This window comes from Thiolapillus sp. (genome assembly GCF_048562965.1).
Lineage (GTDB): Bacteria > Pseudomonadota > Gammaproteobacteria > Chromatiales > Chromatiaceae > Thiolapillus > Thiolapillus brandeum_A.
In genome coordinates this window covers 1-508 of sequence record NZ_JBHNMF010001696.1, presented here as the reverse complement: position 1 = coordinate 508, position 508 = coordinate 1, and the positions used below count along the sequence as shown (strand labels likewise).

At 53.0% G+C, this 508-nt stretch carries 1 pseudogene; it reads right to left on the bottom strand.

Annotated features, from left to right (window positions below):
- Positions 1-456 (bottom strand): annotated as a pseudogene (locus tag ACOCD2_RS26270) (hypothetical protein); the annotation flags it as partial.
- Positions 457-508: the final 52 nt, after the last annotated feature.

Genomic DNA, 508 nt, shown 5'->3' with positions numbered 1-508 from the left:
ACCGATCAACGGGCTGTCCGTGTAGCCTTTTTGTTCCAGTAGTCGGCGCCGGACCTCCCTGGCGGCGATTGGTGTATAAATTCGAGTGCTTCTGAAGGTGGGGTCGGTTTGCCCTGTGGTATCGAGAATGTCGACGATATCGTCCAGCAACCGGGGCCAGTGTTCTTCCGCCTTCTTGCGACCAGAGCGGCAACGTCCATCCAATGCGGGTTCTCCTGCATCCCTTTCTTGCTGTCCCTTACGAATCGTTTTTCTGTCCCAGCCGAAAGTCTTTTCAACGTAACGTTGACCACCCCAGCCAAGCAACTCAACAACCTCCGCCATAAACATGCGCCGCGCTGAGCCGACTAGCGCGCTGGCGGTGTTTTTCCACAATAACGACTCCTTTACATTTGGTTTCTCTTCGTCATCAACATGACTGTATTTTAAAACTGAAGTTTCCCAGAAATTATTCAAGCCACCATGCGCAGCAGCACAGTGACCAGAGAATTTCCGGGGGGATTGCCGG